The 19,010-nt window shown below is 65.8% G+C and carries 5 protein-coding genes; 2 read left to right on the plus strand and 3 right to left on the minus strand.

Translation table 11 applies throughout. The annotated features are described in order from the left end of the window. Positions 1-3: 3 nt before the first annotated feature. Together G6N44_RS16060 and G6N44_RS16065 are read right to left on the minus strand one after the other, a co-directional pair. Positions 4-3,000, minus strand: a complete 2,997-nt coding sequence (locus G6N44_RS16060) for an MMPL/RND family transporter (RefSeq protein WP_163665607.1) — start codon at positions 2,998-3,000, stop codon at positions 4-6. Between the two features lie 66 nt (positions 3,001-3,066). Then, positions 3,067-4,488, minus strand: a complete 1,422-nt coding sequence (locus G6N44_RS16065) for a condensation domain-containing protein (protein WP_163665609.1) — start codon at positions 4,486-4,488, stop codon at positions 3,067-3,069. A 283-nt stretch (positions 4,489-4,771) separates the two neighbouring features. On the opposite strand from G6N44_RS16065, the gene G6N44_RS16070 reads away from it, so the two are divergent. Further along, positions 4,772-15,802, plus strand: coding sequence for a type I polyketide synthase (locus G6N44_RS16070; protein WP_163665611.1), 11,031 nt, complete (start codon positions 4,772-4,774; stop codon positions 15,800-15,802). Between the two features lie 23 nt (positions 15,803-15,825). Here the strand turns inward: G6N44_RS16070 and G6N44_RS16075 are convergent, their stop codons facing one another. Then, complete coding sequence (locus G6N44_RS16075) at positions 15,826-16,905, minus strand: NAD(P)H-dependent amine dehydrogenase family protein (protein WP_163665612.1); 1,080 nt, start codon at positions 16,903-16,905, stop codon at positions 15,826-15,828. 235 nt (positions 16,906-17,140) lie between these two features. On the opposite strand from G6N44_RS16075, the gene G6N44_RS16080 reads away from it, so the two are divergent. Continuing rightward, positions 17,141-18,979 carry an acyl-CoA dehydrogenase gene (locus tag G6N44_RS16080; protein ID WP_163665614.1) on the plus strand — a complete coding sequence of 613 codons (1,839 nt, stop codon included), beginning with the start codon at positions 17,141-17,143 and terminating at the stop codon, positions 18,977-18,979. Positions 18,980-19,010 lie beyond the last annotated feature (31 nt).

Consider the following 19,010-nt stretch of genomic DNA (forward strand, 5'->3'; position numbering starts at 1 on the left):
TGGTCACGTGCTCGTTGCCGGTGTGTGTCGCGATTTCTGATCGCCTATACGTGACGGCCACCAGTTGGCCTTGCCGATGAGCGCAGCGATGGCGGGCACCGTGATGGTGCGCACCACGAAGGTGTCCAGCAAGATGCCCACACCGATCACGAAGCCGCCCTGCACCACGATGCCGATGGACGAGAACATCAGACCGGCCACCGAGGCGGCGAAGATCAGACCCGCTGCGGTGATCACGCCTCCGGTCGAACTCAGGGTGCGGATCACGCCGAACCGCGTGCTGTGCGGAGACTCGTCCCGCATTCGCGACACCAGGAGCATGTTGTAGTCGGCACCCACCGCGATCAGCACCACGAAGGCCAGCGGAGGCACGCTCCAATGCAACTGCTGGCCGAGAAGGGTCTGGAACACCAGGACACTGATACCCAGTGCGGCGAAGTACGAGATCAGCACCGACCCGACGAGGTACAGCGGTGCGACGACCGAACGCAACAGCAACATCAGGATCAGCAGAACCACGATCAGGGTCGCGGTCATGATGAACCGGATGTCCTGCTGGTAGTAGTCACGGGTATCCCGCAGTGCGGCCGGGAAACCGCCCATCGATATCGACGCATCGGCCAGCGTGGTGTTCGGCTGGGCGCCCCGGGCGACGTCCTGGATCTGATTGACCTGATCCATCGCCTCGGAGCTGAACGGGTTGAGCTTGGTCTGAACCAGATACCGCACCGACCGGCCGTCGGGTGAGACGTACGCCGCCGAGGCCTTCTTGAACTCCGGCATGTTCAACACCTCAGGCGGAATGTTGAACCCCGCCTGTGCCGGATCCGCGGCGTCGTTGCGCATCGTCAGCAGAAACGACGAGGCCTGGTTCAGCCCGGCAGAGATCACCTTGATCTGCTTGACGAGTTCCTCCACACCGCCTGCGACTTCCTGGCTCCCGCCGGCCAGGCGGTTGGCGCCGTGCTGCAGATCCTTCAAACCCGACTGCGGACCGCCGGGCTTGTTCAGCCCCATGGCCTTGACCGCCTTGTTGACGCTGGCCAGCGCGGCGTTCAGCTTGGTGACCGTGGCGTTGAGGGATTGCTTGTCGTCACCTGCGCCGTTCAGCTGGTGAGCGAGATCGTTGATCTGGTCGAGGCTGCCGTCCTGGTTTGCGTCGACCAACCGCTGAAACTGGATGCGGGTCTCGGCGCAGGAGGGGTTGGCATCGCAGACGGCGTTGTTCTGCAGCGCGGCCAGTACCGGATCGATCCAGGCGAACATGTTCTTGACGGCCGACAGGTTGTACCCCATGGCGTTGGAGAGCGCATTGATGCTCTGCACGAGCTTGGCCGCGGTTCCGACATCCCTCACCAGCTTGTCGCCTCCGTATTCGGTGCGCACCGAGGAGAACGTGTCCACCAGACCCTGCAGGCTGGGTGCGATCTGGTTGATCTGGGTGCGCACATCGGCGAGGCTGCCGGCCAGCGTGTTGGCCCCGGCCGCCAGCCGGTTGAGGTCGCCCGAGCGCTGATCGATCTGCTGGGAACCGTCGGCCAGCCGGGTACCGACGATGCCGGCCTGGAAGGTGGCCCGAAATTCCGGGGGCACCTCGCCCAGGGGACGGGAGATACCACTGACCAGACCGACGTCGGGCAGCTGCGCGACGCGCGAAGCCATCTGCTCCAGGTCCGCCATTCCCCGCGGCGTGCGCAGGTCGTGCGGCGACTGGACGAGGATGTATTCGGGAATCGACTGGGCGATGGGGAAATGGCGTTCCACCGCGGCGTACCCGATCGAACTCGGCGCCGACGCCGCCACCACCTTGCGATCGTCATAGTTGTATTGGGCAAAGATCGCGGCACCGGCCAGCAGAGCCAACACCAGGATGCTGGCAACGAGGTGAGGAACCGGCCGGCGAACGATGCGAATTCCCGAACGCCGCCAGAACCGGGCGGTCAGCTCGCGCCGCGGCTTGACCCAACCGCGGGGCCCTGCCAGGACCAGGATGGCCGGCAGCAACGTCAGTCCGGCCAGATACGCCACGCCGATACCGATCGCCGCTGACACCCCGACCGTTCTGAACACGCCCATTTTCGTGAAGCTCAGCAGCAGAAAGGTGAGACCCACGGTCGCCGCCGAGGCGGAGATCACCTTTCCGATCGACATCATCGCCGCCCGCACGGCCTGGTCGAAGTCATTGTTCAGCCGCAAATAATCGTGATAGCGGCTGATCAGAAACACCGCGTAGTCCGTGCCGGCGCCCGCCATGATCGCGCTCAGAAATACGACGGACTGATTCGACACGCCGGTACCCGTCAGCGCGGAGAAGCCTGCCACCAGCGACTGAGCGATGAGCAGGGACGATCCGATCGTCACCAATGGCAGCAGCATGGTGACCGGGTTTCGGTAGACCAGCAATAGCACCGCCAGGACCAATACCGCGATCGCGATCTCGATCGGGAGCCGATCGTTCTCTCCCGCGACGGTGAGGTCGGCGGCGGTGGCCGCGGGACCGGTGAGGTGGATTGCCAACGGGCTGCCGGCCGTGCTGAGTTTGACGACCTCGGAAACCCGGTTGAACGAGTCCATCGCCCGCGGTGTGCCCAGCTCACCCACCAGGCCCACCGGCAACACCCAGGTGGTCTTGTCCTTGCTGGTCAGGAACTGCCGAAGCTGGGGTGTGCCGACGAAATCCTGCACGCTCTCGACATCTGCCACGTCATCGCGCAGCGCGTCCACCAGCTTGCGGTAGGTCGTCTCGTCCGAGGAGCCCAACCCGTTCTCGTCGATCAGCGCGACCAACAACAGGTTGTTGTTGCCCGATTCATGGAACGCCTCGGTCATCTGCTGGGCGGTGACACTCGACGGTGCATCACTGGGCAGGATGGCGAGCGGATGCTTCTGGGCCATGTCGCTCAACGATGGGCAGGCCAACGGCAGGGCGACGAGCAGCGCCGCCCAGATCCCGATGACGGCCCAGGGCCACCGCACCACGAAATCGGCTAACCGTCGCATGCTGCCCTCGCCCCTACCTCGCAGCCGGAGCAAAGCGGAATGTATCCGATCATTGTTTGCTCACGGCTACGCGACCCGGCCCCAATGACCGCTGTCAGCAACTCGTGATGACACCGATTTCATCGCCCCCAGGTAGCGGGTGACCGACTTCTTGGCGACCGGGTTGTCGGGATGCATGATCGCCATGACCGTGCCCTCCCCGTACCGGAAGATGTAAATCGTCAATTGGTACGAGAAGCGGTTGTCCGGATACATGCCGATGTTGTTCGCCAACCCCATGTCGCCCGCCGCGAGGATGGCGTTGAGGGGCGCCGCTCCACCGTGCAGAAAGTTCGATACCGGAAAGTTGGGCTGCGGCCAGTTCAACCATGGCGCCAACTCCAACACGCGGTAATACGGAACTCTCGCCATGTCCAGGCCCGAATCAAAGGACGCCTGCGCTGCCCATGCCGCATCGTTGAAGGATGCTGCCGCCACCGGAACGGTGATCGGTATCAGTCCGGTGAACCAACCCTGGGTCATGAAATTGTCACCTGCCGTGCGCGAATCCCTCGGCGTGAGGCCATAATACGTGAGTGCACCGGTGAATTCGTGCTCCACCAGGCCCAGACATGCAAACAACCCACCGACGAAACGGGCACCGGCCGCCGCGCATGCACCGTCGAAACGTTCCGTCTGCGCCGGATCCATCAGGACCTCAGAGGACCAGGCACTGCTGGCCGACTTATTCGGATTCCCCAGTGGCAGAGGAAATTCCGGGAAACCGTCTCGGTTGTTCTCGGCGAAGTCGATCCAGGCGCGCACTCCCGGCGATTCCAAGGTCAACGTCGATGTGTACTCGCGTTCGCGGATGCAGAAATCGTCGAAGCTGCCGGCATCAGGAAGTGTGAGGGCCTGTCCACTGCCACTCATCGCGGAATACATTCCGTTGGCTTCCATCATTGTGGTGCCGATCAATGTCGCATCCCCGTGGACGTGGTCCATGGCAGCGAAAAAAGTAAAATGGTCTTCGTTCTGGATGATGCCGAACGTAAAGCAGCCCCATTCAAGGGGATTTGGTATCGACACGACGTGAGCGTGAATTTCTTCAACGGTCAGACTGCCCTGGTCGACCGGTACGAATTCAATATCGGCCGGGTTTTCCATTGCATGCCTGACGAATTGGCCGTCATCACCTTCTTCGAACCAGCTCCGGAATGTGTCGTGCCTGCGCAGGTAGGTATTCACGGCGTGATCCATGGCCGAGATATCACATTGCCCAGCAACCTCACAGCTAGCGATGATCTGTCGCGAGAAGTTCAGTCCCGCCGCTTTACGCCGGCTGTAATTACGCAGATGTTGGCTCTGCATGTAGCTAACCGGCACCGAGCTCACCGGCGCGCTTTTCGCCGTTTCCTGAGCCGCGGCCGTCGGGTGCCAAGAGGTCACCGAGCCAGGACTCAGCGCCCATTCATCAAGTGCGCCAACAGTTATCTTACCGATCCGCAAAACCCAGGCCCTCCCAGTAGTGCTCTGCGCACGGCCGCTTCCGGGCCGGCGGGACCCCCCAGGGCAACAACATACCTGTCGATCCGGCCAGATGACCCAGGGAGCTTGCTGAGGGAAATTTGACAGAGGAAGGACAGGGCAACGCGGGGAACCTTGACAGGGCAAGGGGAGTCGCGCGCGCCACAGGTTCACATGCAATAGTGGGTCGGGTTGATCTTCAGGCGCTTTCGGGGGGATGCGCGGAGGTGTATTTTCTGCACGCCGATGCGAGGAGGACAACGGGATGAAATCCGTTGCACGTCCGAACGAACCATCCGCACGTTTTGCCATCGTTGGCTACGCTGCACGTTTTCCGGGGGCACCGGACGCTGATCGTTTCTGGGACCTGCTGCGGACGGGACGTGAAGGGATCTCGGACGTACCCGAAGACCGCTGGGACATCGAGGAATTCTTCGATCCGGAGCCCGGTGTACCAGGCAAGGTGGTGACCCGCCGCGCGGGTTTCGTCGATGACGTAACCGGATTCGACGCGCCGTTCTTCGGCATGTCGACACGCGAGGTCAGACTGATGGACCCACAGCATCGGCTGCTGCTGGAAACAGCCTGGCAGGCGGTGGAACACTCGGGTACCGCGCCAACGGCACTGGCTGACACCAACACTGGCGTGTTCGTAGGTCTGGCCACCCACGACTACCTCGGAATGGCCTCTGACGAGCTGACCTATCCCGAGATCGAGGCCTACATGGCCATCGGGACGTCGAATGCCGCGGCCGCAGGCCGGATCAGCTATCGGTTGGGCCTGCAGGGCCCCTCGATCGCGGTCGACACGGCGTGCAGCTCATCGCTGGTGGCGATCCATCAAGCGTGCCAAGCACTTCGCTTAAACGAGTGCGACCTCGCGCTGGCCGGCGGGGCGAACGTCCTGCTCACACCCGCCACCATGATCACTTTCTCCAGTGCGCACATGCTGGCGCCGGACGGCCGGTGCAAGACGTTCGATGCGGCCGCAGATGGCTATGTGCGCGGCGAAGGCTGCGGCGTCATCGTCATCAAGCGCCTCGAAGACGCCCTCCGCGACGGAGACCACATCCGGGCCGTGATCCGCGGCAGTGCGATCAACCAGGACGGCGCGTCGGGCGGATTGACCGTGCCCAACGGCGTCGCTCAGCAGCGCGTCATCGGTGATGCGCTCAAGCGCGCCGGTCTCGAACCCAACGAGGTCGACTACCTGGAAGCACACGGCACCGGGACGTCGCTGGGCGACCCGATCGAGGCCCAGGCCGCGGGGGCGGCATTCGGCCCCGGACGCGAACCCGGGCGGCCGCTGTTGATGGGCTCGGCGAAGACGAACATCGGGCATCTGGAGGCGGCCGCCGGCATCGCGGGCGTCATCAAGGTCGTCCTGTCCCTCGAGAACGAGTTGCTGCCTCAACACCTGCACTTCCAGAACCCGTCGCCACACATTCCGTGGGACCGGCTCGCGGTCGAGGTGGTCAAGGAGGCCACCCCCTGGGAGCGCAACGGCACGCCGCGCATCGCGGGTGTCAGCTCGTTCGGTTTCGCCGGGACGAATGCCCACGTCATCCTGGAGGAAGCGCCCGAACCGGCGGAAGCGCGTCCGGTGGAGCAGCCCCGGCCGGCACGGTTCGGCATCCTCCCCCTCTCGGCACACACATCGTCCGCATTGGTGCAGGTGGCCGAACAGTATCGGGATTGGATGAGCGCTCACCCCGACGCCACCCTGGCCGACGTGTGCTACACCGCGGGAGTCAGCCGTGCCCACCTTGAGCACCGCGCCGCGCTGGTGGTCGATTCGAGGGAATCCGCCATCGAACTGCTCGGCGCGCTCGCCGACGACCGCCCGGCACCGGGACTGATCCGCGGCGAATCCCACGACAGGCCCAAGACGGCGTGGCTGTTCACCGGCCAGGGCAGCCAGTACGCGGGCATGGCCCGGGAGCTGTTCGACGCCGAGCCGGTGTTTGCCGAAACGCTGAATCGCTGCGCGGCGGCCGTCGCCGACAAGCTCGACAAGCCGCTGCTGGACGTGATCTTCGATCTGGACGGACCAGGTGCTGAAGAGACGTTGCGCAAAACCTCGTATGCACAGCCCGCCCTGTTCGCGGTGGAGATGGGGCTGGCACAGCTCTGGCAATCGTGGGGATTCGAACCCGACGTGGTGCTGGGCCACAGCGTCGGTCAGTACGCGGCGGCCTGCGTCGCGGGCGTGTTCAGCCTGGAGGACGGTGCGCTTCTGATGGCCGAGCGGGGTCGCCTGTTCGGCAGTCTGCCGGCAGGTGGCCGCATGGTCGCGGTGTTCACCGCCTCCGAGCGGGTGGAGAGCCTCACCGACGAGTTCCCCACACTGTCGGTTGCCGCCTACAACGGTGCCAATACGGTGCTGTCGGGTCCCGCGGAGGACCTGGAGAGGGCGGTCGCCAGGCTGACCGCTGACGGTGTCCGGTGCGACTGGCTCGAAACCAGCCACGCCTTCCACTCCGCGCTGCTGGATCCGATCCTCGATGAATTCGAATTGTATGCAAACAGTTTCACTTTCAAAGCACCGCAACGGATTCTGATCGACAACCGCACCGGCGCGGCGCTGGGCCGCAGCGTGAAGCTCGACGGCGCATATTGGCGCCGCCACGCCCGTCAACCGGTGGAGTTCGCCAAGAGTGTGCGCACCCTAGCCGATATGAACTGCAAGCTGCTGGTGGAGATCGGGCCGCGACCGGTGCTCACGGCCACCGCGCTGGGAGCCTGGCCCGACCCGGCCGGCGCACCGCGGGTGATCGCGTCGCTGCGCCCCAACACCACCGACCAACGGCAGATCACCGAGGCCCTCGCCGACGCATACGTCCTGGGCCACCTGCCCCAGTTCGGCGCGTTCCGCCAGTCGCAGGCGCGGAAACTCGATCTGCCCACCTACCCGTTCGAGCATCGCCAGTACTGGTATCGGGACAATCGGGAACAGCCCAACCAACAGCAGCACGTCACGGGTCCGCGCACTCAGGCCGTTCGCCTTCTCGAAGACGGCCGCCTCGAGGAGCTCGCGGCCCTGCTCGACGGCGCCGACGGCGACGGTCAGACCCTGGACGTGCTGACCAAGCTTGCGGCGCAACACAACCGCCAGCGGTCGACCCAGTCCATCGCCGACGACCGCTACGAGTTCCGCTGGGAGAAAGCGGTGACTCCGCTGTCTGGCACGGTCGGCGGCGAGTCGTCCACCTGGCTGCTCATCGGTGAGGATTCCCCGGCGGTCCAGCCGCTGGTCGACGCGCTGAACGCGCGCGGGGAGCAGTATCGATTCCTCGGGCTGCCGACGTCTGACGCAGACACCGATCAACTCGCCGAGTCGCTGCACACTGCGGCTGCCGACGGTTCGGCTCTTCGCATCCTTCACGTGGCAGCGCTGGACGGGCAACCCGAAGCCAAGACCATGTCCTCGATGCGGTCACTGCTGCGGATGCAACACCACATCCTGGCTGGAACGCGACGTCTGTTCCGCACTGCGGCCGAGGCCGAGTTGAGGGCACCGATCTGGTTGGTCACCCGCGGCGCACAGCACGTCGCCGATGCGGACACCGTGGCGCCTGAACAGACCGCCCTGTGGGGATTCGGTCGCGCAGCGGCACTCGAACTCCCGCAGCTCTGGGGCGGGCTGGCCGACCTGTCCGACGGCAGTGCCGACGAATGGACCGCGCTGCTCAACCGGATCACGATGTCGACCGATGCGGCCCGGCGGGAAGACCAGATCGCGGTGCGCGATCAGGCCGTCTATGTCCCACGGCTGGTCCGTCGCGAGGACCTGCCGAGCGGCACTCCTCTTGAACTGCGCAGCGATGCAACCTATCTGGTGACCGGCGGACTGGGTTCGATCGGCCTGGAGATCGCCGGATACCTGGCCGCCCACGGCGCCAGGCACCTGGTGCTGACCAGCCGTCACTCACCCGGCGAAGCCGCCGCGCAACGCATCACCGAACTCGCTGACCAGCACGGGTGCGAGATCCGGGTCGTGACTGCCGACGTGGCCGATGCGCACGACGTCGCGCGCCTGCTCAAGACCGTGGCGGCCGAGATGCCGCTGCTGGCGGGCATCGTGCACGCCGCGGGTGAACTCGGCACCACCCCGTTGGGCAACCTGGACGACGCCGAGGTAGATCGTGTCTTCGCCGGCAAGGTTTGGGGTGCTTGGCATTTGAGTGAAGACGCGGCAGAGGCGAATCTCGACTTCTTCATCACCACCTCGTCGATCGCCTCGGTCTGGGGTGGATACGGACAGACTGCCTACGGTGCGGCGAACGCCTTCCTCGACGGCCTGGCCTGGCGACTGCGCGAGCAGAACATCCCGGGGACCAGCGTCAACTTCGGTCCATGGGCCGCGGGTATGGCCGATGCAGAGTCTCGTGCGCGGCTGGATCAGCGTGGCGTCCGGACCCTGCCACCCGCCGATGCGCTGGCCGGACTGGCCGACGTCGTAGCGGCAGCCTCGGCGCAGGGTGCGCCCCAAGGAGTCGTCGCCCGGATCGACTGGGCCCGCTTCCTGCCGCTGTACCAGCAGGCCGGCCGGCGCGGATTCCTTGCGGAGCTGGAACGTGAGGTACCAGCAGAGGTTTCGAACGCCGCGCCCACCACCGCATCCGGCAAGACGCAGCTGGTCGAGCGCCTGACCAATGCTCCTGTGCAACAACGTAAGAAGCTCCTGACCGATTATCTGCGCGATGCGGTGGCAGAGGTGACGCGGGTGGACTCCTCGGAGATCCGCGAGGACGCCGGGTTCTTCGACCTCGGCATGGATTCGCTGATGGCCGTCGAGTTGCGTCGCCGCATCGAGCAGGGAGTGGGCGCGGAGATCCCCATCACGCTGGTGATGGATCACCCCCGGATCTCCGATGTCGCCGAGTATCTGCTCGGCGACGTGCTCGGGCTCAATGAGCAGGCCAAACCTGCGCCACAACCGGCAGCCGTGACAACGCGCACCGACGAGCCCATCGCGATCATCAGTGTGTCGTGCCGCTTCCCCGGCGCACCCAACCCGGAAGCCTTCTGGGACTTGCTGTCCGGTGGCGTCGACGCCATCCGGGAAGTACCCGAAGACCGATTCGACATCGACGAGTTCTACGACCCGGATCCCGAGGTTGCCGGCAAGACCTATACGCGCTTCGGCGGGTTCCTCGACGGCATCGACGGATTCGACCCCGAGTTCTTCGGCATCTCCCCGCGTGAGGCCGTCTGGATCGAGCCCCAGCAACGCCTCATGCTCGAAACAGTCTGGGAGGGGCTCGAACGGGCCGGGTACTCGCCTGCCGCGTTGCGTGGCAGCCGGACCGGCGTGTTCGCCGGGGTGGCCGCCAACGAGTACGCGCACCTGCTGTCATCAGAGTCGATCGATAAAATCGAGCCGTACTTCATCACCGGCAATGCCCTCAACGCCATCTCCGGCCGGGTTGCTTTCGCACTCGGATTCGAAGGCCCGGCAATGGCCGTCGATACCGCGTGCAGCTCGGCGCTGGTGGCGATCCATCAGGCCTGCCAGGCATTGCACTCCGGCGACTGCGACCTGGCATTGGCCGGCGGCGTGAACGTCCTGCTCTCCCCGGTGACCGTCGTCGCCGCATCGCGTGCACGCATGCTCTCCCCCGTCGGGCGGTGCAAGACCTTCGACGCCTCCGCAGACGGCTACGTACGCAGTGAGGGCTGCGGTGTTCTCGTGCTCAAGCGGCTGAGCGACGCAGAGCGCGACGGCGACCGGATCTGCGCGGTCATTCCCAGCAGCGCGGTGAACCAGGACGGCGCATCGAGCGGCTTGACCGTACCCAATGGTGGTGCGCAGCAACGGCTCATCGCAATGGCACTGGCCCGCGCAGGGTGGACCGGCGGGGACGTCGACTACCTCGAAGCACACGGGACCGGCACCCCACTCGGCGATCCGATCGAAGTCCAGGCAGCGGCCGCCGCCTACGGTGTCTCGCGCGACGCCGACCGACCGTTGCTGATGGGTTCGGTCAAGACCAACATCGGTCACACCGAATCAGCCTCGGGTGCAGCGGGTCTGATCAAGGTTGTGTTGTCGCTGCAGCATGAAACCCTGCCGCAGAGCCTGCACTTCGAGAATCCGTCACCACACATCCCGTGGGACTCCCTGCCGGTGCAGGTCGTGGACAAGTCGACTCCCTGGCAGACCAACGGCCGGCCGCGCCGCGCCGGTGTGAGCTCGTTCGGATTCACCGGCACCAACGCGCACGTGCTGATCGAGGAAGCCCCCGCACGACCGGCCGATGCCGAGGAGCAACCCGCCGACCAGGTCGTGACCGAATCGGCTGGTCCCGACGAGCAGGTCACTGTGCTGGCGCTGTCCGCGCGGTCACCGGAGGCACTCGGCGCGCTGGCCCAACGTTACGAAACGTGGCTGACTGGCCACCCGGACGCCGACCTCACCGACGTCTGTCTGACCGCCGGAACCGGACGGTCACACTTCGAGCATCGGGCCGCGCTGGTCGTGGACTCGATCGAGGAGGCCCGCCAGGGGTTGGCCGACCTCGCCGAGAACCGGACCCGACCAGGGGTGGTGCGTGGTGAGCACACCAACCAGCCGACCACCGCGTGGTTGTTCACCGGGCAGGGAAGCCAGTACCCGGGGATGGCGCGTGAATTGTTCGATACGGAACCGGTTTTCGCCGAGACCGTGACGCAGTGCGCCGAAGCGGTCAAGGGCATGCTGCCGCGCCCGCTGCTCGACGTGATGTTCGCCACCGGTAACGGTGCTGCAGAAAGCCTGCGGGACACGTCGTATGCGCAGCCGGCGCTCTTCGCCGTCGAGATGGGCCTGGCGCGGCTGTGGCAGTCATGGGGCATCGAACCCGACGTGGTGCTGGGCCACAGCGTCGGCCAGTACGCCGCGGCCTGCGTCGCCGGGGTATTCAGCCTGGAGGACGGCGCACGGCTGATGGCCGAGCGCGGACGACTGTTCGGCAGCCTGCCCGAAGGCGGACGCATGGTGGCCGTCTTCGCCGACCCCAAGCACGTCGAGGAGATCGCAGGAAAATTCCCGCGGGTGTCGGTCGGCGCCTACAACGGACCCAACACCGTGCTCTCGGGGCCGGGCGACGATCTCGAGGAGATCGTCACCCGATTCGGCGACGACGGGATCCGCTGCACCTGGCTGCAGACCAGCCACGCATTCCACTCGGAACTGCTGGATCCGGTGCTCGATGAATTCGAGGCGTACGCCGCGCAGGTGCAGTTCGCCGCGCCGACGCTCCCCCTGGTCTGCAACCGCACCGGGGCCATCCTGACGACTCAGACCCCGCTCGACGCCCAATACTGGCGCCGGCATTCGCGTCAGCCCGTGCAGTTCTCCGAAAGTGTGCGTACGGTCGCGGCGCTGGGCTGCACGGTACTGATGGAGATCGGTCCGCAACCGGTACTGACCAGTGCGGCGGTACAGGTATGGCCGGAGCACCTGGCCGCACCACGCGCAATCGTCTCGCTGCGTAAGGGCTTCGGCGACCGGCGACAGGTCGCCGACGCCCTGGCCGCAGCCTATGTCGGCGGCCTCCGACCCGACTTCGCGGCGGTACAACACCGGCCTGGCCACAAAGTCGAGTTGCCGACATATCCGTTCCAGCACCGCCGCTTCTGGCCCAAGTCGGCCGGCATCGCCGCGGATGGAAACATCGGTTCGGCTGCTTCGTCCGGAATCCTCGGAAGTGCAAAAGATCTCGCATCGGGCGACTCGGTCTACACCAGCAGGTTGTCCGTCCGATCCCAGCCGTGGCTGTCCGATCACGTCATCTACGGCACGGTCGTCGTCCCTGGTGCGACGTATGCCGCGATGGCGCTGGCCGCGGTCGGCACCCCGGCCCACGCCCGAGACGTCTTCTTCTACGAGCCGATCATTCTGCCCGAGAAGACTTCTCGCGAGGTGCAGCTGACCCTGCATCCACTGGACGGTGGCGGCGGGTGGAAGTTCCAGGTGCACAGCCGCCCCTACGGGGAACGCGACGCCGACTGGTCGTTGAATGCCGAAGGCACCGTGGTGGCCGGCCTGGGCGACGACACCGAAGAGCCCACCACCGAGGACGATCCGATCGACGAAACGATCGAGCGGTTGAACCGGATGCGTCCGCAGGAGCTGTTCGAGACCTTCGCCGACCTGGAGTTGGCTTGGGGCCCAAACTGGTCCGGCTCCCTGAAGTCGCTGTGGCTCGGTGAGGGCGAGGCGATCGGCGACATCCTGGTCGGCGAGGAACTCGCCGACCACTTGGGAACCGAGCCGATGCACCCGGTCCTGATGGACCTGTGCACGGGCGTCGCCTTCCCGGCGTTCCCGGCGCTGCTCGCGGCCGAACAGGGAGTCAACGATCTGTTCCTGCCGCTGCGGTACGGGCAGGTGACGTTGAAGGAGAAGATGCCTCGGCGGTTCTACTGCCGCGCGAAGTGGCACCAGAGCCCCCTCGACAGCGAGACCCAGGTGTTCGACCTCGACTACATCGATCGTGATGGCCGTCACCTGGGCGGCATTCGCGAGTTCACGGTCAAGCGCGCACCCCGCGAGGCATTGCTGCGTGGCCTCGGCGGCGATGCCACCCGGCTGCTGTACACGCTCGGCTGGCATGAGGTACCGGTACCGCCCTCCGACGGTGCGGCCGAAACCCCCAGCGGCACCTGGTTGATCGCCGGGTTCGACGAACTTGCCGCCAAGGTGCCGGGCTGCATCCCCTTCGATCGCAACACCGGTCAACAACTGGGCGAGGTGCTGGCCGAGGCCAAGGAACGCGGCCTGCCGTTCTCCGGCGTCGTCTGGCGGGCCGGCGCGCCGGGCACAGCGGAGACCGGCGCCGACAGCCAGGCGCGACTCGACACCGAGATCGCCAACCTGCTCGGTGCAGTGCACACCGTGCAAGGCGGCGAGATGAAGCTGCCCGGTGGCTTATGGATCGTCACCGAACGCGCCGTGGCCACCGAATCGGGTGAGCCGGTGGATCTGGTGCAGGCGGCCCTGTGGGGATTCGGGCGCACCACGATCAACGAGGAACCGGCGCTGCGCGCCAAGCTCGTCGACGGCGACGGATCACCGGAGGCCGTTGCGGCCCTGGCTACTCTGCTCGCCGCACCGATCGAGGAGCCGGAACTCGCAGTGCGGCAAGGGAAACTGCTGGCGTCGCGGTTGCTACCGTGGGCGCGCAGTGGACACCTCACCGTCCCACGCGGGAGCGATTACGTCCTCGCACCCACCGAACGCGGTGCCATCGACAACCTCCGGATCACCGAGACCGAGGTACCGCCGCCGGACGAGGGCTACGTGCAGGTCCGGGTGGAAGCCGCGGGCCTCAACTTCCGTGACGTGCTCAACGTCCTGGGTCTCTACCCGGGTGATCCCGGGCCGATCGGCGGTGACTTCGCCGGTGTGGTCACCCAATTGGGCGCCGACGTCACCGGACTCGAGGTCGGGCAGCGCGTCTACGGCTCCATGCAGGGTGCGTTCGCCAGCCGGTTCAACGTGCCCGCCCAGTTCCTGGCGCCGATCCCGGACGGGATCAGCGCGGTGGAAGCCGCGACCATTCCCGCCGCGGCGCTCACGGTCCGACTGTCGTTCGACTGGGCGCAACTGAAGCCGGGCGACAAGGTGCTCATTCACGCCGCCAGCGGTGGTGTCGGGCTGGCGGCCGTCCAGATGGCCCAGCAATGCGGGGCCGAGGTGTTCGCCACGGCCAGCACCTTCAAGCGCACAACCCTGCGCAAGCTGGGCGTGAAGTACGTCTATGACTCGCGGACAACGGATTTCGCCGATCAGATCCTGGCGGACACGGACGGCGCCGGCGTGGACGTGGTGCTCAACAGCCTCACGAGCGAGGGCTTCATCGAGGCGACGCTGAAGGCCACTGCCCAGAACGGCCGCTTCGCCGAGATTGCCAAGCGCGACATCTGGTCACCGGAGAAGATGGCCGAGGCCCGAGCCGACATCGCCTACGAGATCGTCGCATTGGACACGGTGATGTTCACCGAGCCCGATCGCATTCGCGACTTGCTCACCGAGGTGTCGGAGGGACTTGCGAACGGTCAGTGGAAGCCACTACCCGCGGAGATCTACCCGCTGACCGAGGCGAGGTCGGCGTTCCGCCGCATGCAGCAGGCCCGGCACATCGGCAAGATCGTGGTGCAGGTCCCGAATCCACTGCAGCCCAAGGCTGATCGGAGCTACCTGATCACCGGTGGACTCGGTGCGATCGGCCTGCACACGGCGTCGTACCTGGCCCAGCTCGGTGCCGGCGACATCGTGCTGACCAGCCGCCGCGCACCCGATGCGGACGCGCAGAAGCTGATCGAGGAGATCACCGAGCGTTACAAGACCCGTATCCACGTCTTCACCGCCGATGTCGGCGAGGAGTCCGAGGTGGCGAACCTCCTGGAGCGGATCCGTGCGGAGGTCTCGCCGCTGGCCGGTGTGGTGCATCTGGCGGGCGTGCTCGACGATGCGCTGCTGGGCCAGCAGAGCATCGAGCGATTCCAGACCACGTTGGCGCCCAAGGCTTTCGGTGCAGGCCACCTGGACCGGCTGACCAGGGACGACGAACTGGACTTCTTCATCGTGTCTTCCTCGGTGTCCAGCTTGTTCGGTTCACCCGGGCAGTCCAACTACGCGACGGCCAATGCGTTGCTCGACGGCCTGATCGCGCAGCGCCGGGCGCAGGGCCTGCCGGCCACCGGCATCAACTTCGGCCCGTGGGGTCAGGGCGGCATGGCCTCCTCGGCGGCGGCCACCGCCAACATCGGTGCGCAGGGCCTGATTCCGCTCGATCCCTCGGGGGCACTGAGTGCGCTGGCCGAGGTCGTCGCCAACGGCACCGGTCAGGCGGCCGTCATCAAGGCCAACTGGCAGCGGGCCGCGAAGGTACTGGGCAGTCAGCGGCCGCCGATCCTCGATCTGGTGTTGCCGAGTGCCGTCGGCGAGGTCATCGGTGACAGTGAGGTTCTCAAGCAGCTGCTCGAGATCCCGGTACCGCAGCGGGCCGGGTTCGTGACCGAGTTCCTGCAGAAGGAGGTGCAGAACTTCCTGCGGCTCGCCTCTCCGCCGGCCGCGACCAGCCGCTTCCTGGATCTCGGCACGGACTCGCTGATGGCGATCGAACTCCGCAACCGGTTGCACACGCAGTTCGGCGGCAAGTTCACGCTCAACGCGACCGCGGTCTTCGACTACCCGACCATCGGCGGGCTGGCCGAGTACCTGGTGGGTCAGCTGCCCGACGCGGAGTCAACGGAGTCAACAGAGGCCCCCGAACCGGAACCCGCCGAGGCATTGTCCCAAGCCTGAGCCTTCACGAGCAGAAAGGGAAGCTAGATCCAGCGGGTGGCTTCGACCTCGGTAGGCAGCGGTGGATGCAGCGGCACGTCGAGACCGTCGTAGATGCCGGGCTTCTGGGTGGCCAGCCAGTCGATCGCACCGAGCAGGCGGTTGGCCGCGGTGGTGTTGCCGCCGTCGGCCCGGGTGCCACCCGGCACGTCCGCGCGCACCACGATGCTCAGCTGCGGATCGCCGTCGACGATCACCCGATGGTCGCCGACACCCTCGTCGGGCTGTGGCCAGTCGGGCGCACAGGCCGGGTCGATACGGGTGATGTGTTCGATGACGACCCGCTCGACGCCGTTGGCCCAGCCGATGACCTGAAGCCGGAACGCGCCCTGGGTGCCGGCCTCGAACCGGCCCATGACGTTGTCGACGGCCACGTCCAGCGGCAGCCGTTCGACCGTCTCGGTGATGTCGTCGATCTCCAGTCCGAGGCCGCGGCCGATGAGCCGGACGTTACCGCCCCACACCATGGTCGGGATCGAGGGCAGCAACATCATCGGCGTCTCGTCCATCGATCCACCGAAACCACACAGCACCCGCACCGAATGTGGCTGGTTATAGGTGGAGTAGTCGAAGATCTCCTGGCACCGGATGGTCCGGATCCGGGTACACAGGCCGGCTGCGATCACCGCCAGAGCGTCATTGCCCCAGCCCGGGTCGACACCGCTGACCAGAAGTGCGGAGTTGCCGGCCACCGCGGCGTCGGTGAGCCGCTCGACCCACTCACCGGGGGCCGACGCCGGGTCGTACAGCGAGTACAGCGACGGGGTCACCACCTGTTTCCCGGCGCGGAGGCATTGCTCGATCTCGGCAAGGGCTTCCTCGGGCCGGATGTCGCCAGAAGACATGTAGGCCACCGCATCGCACTGGGCCAGTGCCGCGTCGACGTCGGTGGTCGCAGTGACGCCGGTAGGGCTGTCGAGCTTGGCAAACGACGCCGCGTCCCGACCAGCCTTGTCCTCAGATGACGTGATGACCGCAGCCAGCTCCAGACCCGGGAAGGCCGTGGCCGACCGGATCGCCGTTGCACCCATGTTTCCCGTGCCCCACACCGCGACTCGACGCATCCGATCACCCTAATGGCGATATTCGTGAGGATCGTCACATTAGAATGTAACTGCAGGTCAAAGGCATTTGCGCAATGAGGTACAACCTTCGATCAACCACTGGGTTGGTTAGGTCCCAGAAATTGCTCGAACGCTCTTTGCGTTGAAGTTACCGAACGGTATAGTTGGCCGCAGTTACTGGTGGGTAACTTATCCAAAGTACCCAACCTCAGGTGGCATTCCACAAGGAGGAAAAGTGAGCCACTACAAGAGCAATGTCCGTGACCAGGTCTTTAACCTGTTCGACGTGTTCGGCATCGACAAGGTGTTCGGCACCGGCAAGTTTGCGGATCTCGATCAGGATTCGGCTCGCGAGATGCTCGCGGAGATCGCCCGACTGGCCGAGGGACCCATCGCCGAATCGTTCGCCGACGGCGACCGCAACCCTCCCGTCTTCGATCCCAAGACCCATAGCGTCACGCTGCCGGAGTCGTTCAAGAAGTCGATGCGCGCCCTCCTCGAGGGTGGCTGGGACAAGGTCGGCCTCTCCGAGGAACTCGGCGGTATGCCGGTGCCGCGTGCCCTGCAGTGGGCGCTGATCGAGCACGTGCTCGGCGCGAACCCCGCGGCCTACATGTACGCGATGGGCGCGGGCATGTGCGAGATCTTCTACAACAACGCCACTGAAGAGCAGAAGAAGTGGGCAGTGCTTGGCGCCGAGCGCGGCTGGGGCGCCACCATGGTGCTCACCGAGCCCGACGCTGGTTCCGACGTGGGCGCCGGCCGCACCAAGGCCGTCCAGCAGGAGGATGGCTCCTGGCACATCGACGGCGTGAAGCGGTTCATCACCTCCGCCGACTCCGACGATCTGTTCGAGAACATCATGCACCTGGTGCTGGCCCGCCCCGAGGGCGCCGGCCCGGGCACCAAGGGTCTGTCGCTGTTCTTCGTACCCAAGTTCCTCTTCGACTTCGAGACCGGTGAGCTGGGCGAGCGCAACGGCGCCTTCGTCACCAACGTCGAGCACAAGATGGGCCTGAAGGTCTCCACCACGTGTGAGCTGACCTTCGGTCAGCACGGTGTTCCCGCCAAGGGCTGGCTGGTCGGCGAGGTGCACAACGGCATCGCGCAGATGTTCGACGTCATCGAGCAGGCCCGAATGATGGTGGGCACCAAGGCCATCGCAACCCTGTCGACCGGTTACCTGAACGCCCTCGAGTACGCCAAGGAGCGCGTTCAGGGTGCCGACCTGACCCAGATGATGGACAAGGCCGCCCCGCGCGTCACCATCACCCATCACCCCGACGTGCGCCGGTCCCTGATGACCCAGAAGGCCTACGCCGAGGGCATGCGCGCCGTCTACCTCTACACCGCGACCTTCCAGGACGAGGACGTTGCCAAGGCCGTCCACGGGGTGGAGCCTGAGCTGGCCCACAAGGTCAACGACCTGCTGCTGCCGATCGTCAAGGGCTGCGGCTCCGAACGGGCCTTCGTCCTGCTGGGCCAGGAGTCGCTGCAGACCTTCGGTGGCTCCGGCTTCCTGCAGGACTACCCGCTCGAGCAGTACGTCCGCGACTCGAAGATCGACTCGCTGTACGAGGGCACCACCGCCATCCAGGCGCAGGACTTCTTCTTCCGCAAGATCGTCCGCGACAAGGGTCAGGCGCTGGCGTTCGTGGCCGGTGAGATCGAGCAGTTCATCAAGAACGAGACCGGCAACGGCCGGCTGAAGACCGAGCGTGCCCTCCTGGCGACCGCCCTGGAGGACGTGCAGGGCATGGCCGCCACCCTCACCGGTTACCTGATGGCCGCGCAGGAGGATGCCGCCAGCATCTACAAGGTGGGCCTCGGTTCGGTCCGCTTCCTGATGTCGGTCGGCGACCTGCTGCTGGGCTGGCTGCTGGCCCGCCAGGCCGCGGTGGCCATCGAGAAGCTCGACGCCGGCGCCACCGGGGAGGATCGCACCTACCTCGAGGGCAAGATCGCCGCGGCATCGTTCTTCGCCAAGAACATGCTGCCGCTGCTGACCAGCACCCGTCAGGTCATCGAGACCATCGACAACGAGGTGATGGAGCTCGACGAGGCTGCGTTCTAAGAAGCTGCCGACAATGAGGCCCCGGGTTCGC

The organism is Mycolicibacterium alvei, assembly GCF_010727325.1.
In the GTDB taxonomy this organism is placed as follows: Bacteria; Actinomycetota; Actinomycetes; order Mycobacteriales; family Mycobacteriaceae; genus Mycobacterium; species Mycobacterium alvei.

Coding starts and splice junctions, on each gene's coding strand:
- G6N44_RS16060 (WP_163665607.1), bottom strand. CDS start 3,000: ATGCGACGGTTAGCCGATTTCGTGGTGCGGTGGCCCTGGGCCGTCATC.
- G6N44_RS16070 (WP_163665611.1), top strand. CDS start 4,772: ATGAAATCCGTTGCACGTCCGAACGAACCATCCGCACGTTTTGCCATC.
- G6N44_RS16075 (WP_163665612.1), bottom strand. CDS start 16,905: ATGCGTCGAGTCGCGGTGTGGGGCACGGGAAACATGGGTGCAACGGCG.